The sequence below is a fragment of the Terriglobus sp. YAF25 genome (assembly GCF_052113305.1).
Taxonomy (GTDB): Bacteria; Acidobacteriota; Terriglobia; order Terriglobales; family Acidobacteriaceae; genus Terriglobus.
The window spans coordinates 1-1,955 of record NZ_JBFRCY010000894.1; the positions used below are offsets into that span (position 1 = coordinate 1).

Consider the following 1,955-nt stretch of genomic DNA (forward strand, 5'->3'; position numbering starts at 1 on the left):
GAGTCCGGGCGCGCTCAAGCTGTAGCGTGCTGGTAAGTACCGGATCCAGGTTCATCGGCGTTGGGCCGGCGCCGTTCGTGGTAAGCACCAGGCCCGAGGCGCCCGCACCGGCTGCTCCGGCCGCGGTGCTGGTGCCGCCAGGACCGCCGCCTCCGGTGATTGTTGTCGTCGTGCCGCCGAGGGTATTGGAAACCAGACCCGAAGAGACGCCACGCAAGGTAGCGCCGGCGCGTGCACGCAGTAGGTCGGTATCCGCGATATCGAGGTTCAGGCGGAAGATGGCGATGTCGTAGTTGTTCTCCAGCGCCAGCATGACGGCATCGGAGAGAGAAAGGTACATCTTGCCGTCGCGTAGAAGCTGATCGAGCCGCGGCGTGTTGCCGAGACGAGGTTCCCCGACGTTGATAGGGGTATAAGGAGCCCAGGGCTTGAAAAGGTGGCTCTTGGGCTTGGAATAATCCCGGGCCGTATCACGCAGGTCAAAGGGTTCTGTGAGCTTAGGCTCCGGTACCGCGGGAAGAGTGGCGTTGGCCTGTGCCTGCGCGGGCGTTCCGCCTCCGGGGACGGTCTGCTGCTGCTGTGCGGCAGCGTACTGTGCGGCGGGTCCCATCAGGAGCAAAGCAATGCTCGCTGTGGCTTGCAGATGTCTCAATTTCACGTTACGCTCTCCAGCTAATGCGATCGTTTAGGGTCGCCGGTCTGCCTTAGTTTTTCGGGTCGCAGTTCCGGGTTGGCGAGAGGGTGGTACTGCTATTCCCTTTTCTCGGTGTAAGTGTTGTACGAATACCAAGTGACAGATGTTTCAGAGTGGCTTCCGGTTACGAAATCATTGAAATCATTCCACAACAGGTTCATCGGCTGATACGTAAACAGGTTCCTGTAGGTTCCGTGGAGTTCGTAGGAAGCGAGGGACATGGCCTTTGGCGGGATAGCGATGAGTATAGCAAGTGACACAAGCGGCAGCATGTTACCGTGCAAAGATGGCTTTTTCTCGGAATACTTGGAAGCTGATCCTGAGTTATGACGGCGGTGACTTCCATGGCTGGCAGGTACAGCCGGGGTTACGCACCGTTCAGGGGCTGCTCTCCGAAGCCATCCGGAAGGTCACTGGAGAAGAGGTCCTGCCACAGGGTTCTGGAAGAACCGACGCCGGCGTGCATGCCCTGGGCCAGGTGGCGACCTTCGACCTGGAAGCGGGCATTCCGCAACAGAACCTGCTGCGGGCGCTGAACCGGGCTCTACCCACCAGTGTGCGAGTGACGCAGGCAGAGATCATGCCGCAGGATTTCCACGCGCGACATTCGGCCTGCGGTAAGACCTATGAGTACCGCATCTTCGTCCGGCGCGACGCCGGGACACCCCATGAGCGCATCTGCTCTCCCCTCGTTGCCCGATACGTATGGGACTGCCGCTGGCCGTTGGACATTGCTCCGATGCAGCAGGCAGCCACATCCGTAGTTGGAGAGATGGATTTCAGTTCGTTTGCCGCGAACGACCCGGACGTCTCCGTTCGCCAGGGCGCAACTCCGCCGACAATGGTGCGGACTATCTCCTCTTCAGAGTGGAGGCGTGAAGGCGACCACCGGGCCGCGTGGGTCCGGGACCGGTTTGTCGAACTCGGCCTGGAGCAGGTCCAGATCGATGCCGAAGGAAATGTCCTGGGGGAGCTCCCCGGAGAGGTCCGGAACGGTCCGGTCACCATGCTCTCGGCTCACCTGGATACCATCTTTCCCGATGAAATGCTGCCAGAGCCGCGGTTGGAGGAGGGGCGGGTCTATGCTCCCGGCGCCGCGGACAACGTCGCCGGACTCACGGGGCTTCTGGCGGTAGCTGCCGCCATGAAGGCAGCACAGCTCGTACCGGCGCACACCATCCTGTTTGCAGCCAATGTCGGGGAGGAAGCCGAGGGAAATCTGCGCGGTATGCGTCACCTCTTCTTCCGCTCTGAGTATGCC

The 1,955-nt window shown here is 61.1% G+C and carries 1 protein-coding gene and 1 pseudogene; one reads left to right on the top strand and one right to left on the bottom strand.

Annotation, left to right across the window (positions count from 1 at the left end):
- Positions 1–658, bottom strand: a pseudogene (locus AB4043_RS24935) (TolC family protein); the annotation flags it as partial.
- Between the two features lie 322 nt (positions 659–980).
- Here AB4043_RS24935 and AB4043_RS24940 point away from each other — a divergent pair.
- A partial coding sequence (locus AB4043_RS24940; RefSeq protein ID WP_442308452.1) for a M20/M25/M40 family metallo-hydrolase occupies positions 981–1,955 on the top strand: 975 nt, incomplete at its 3' end.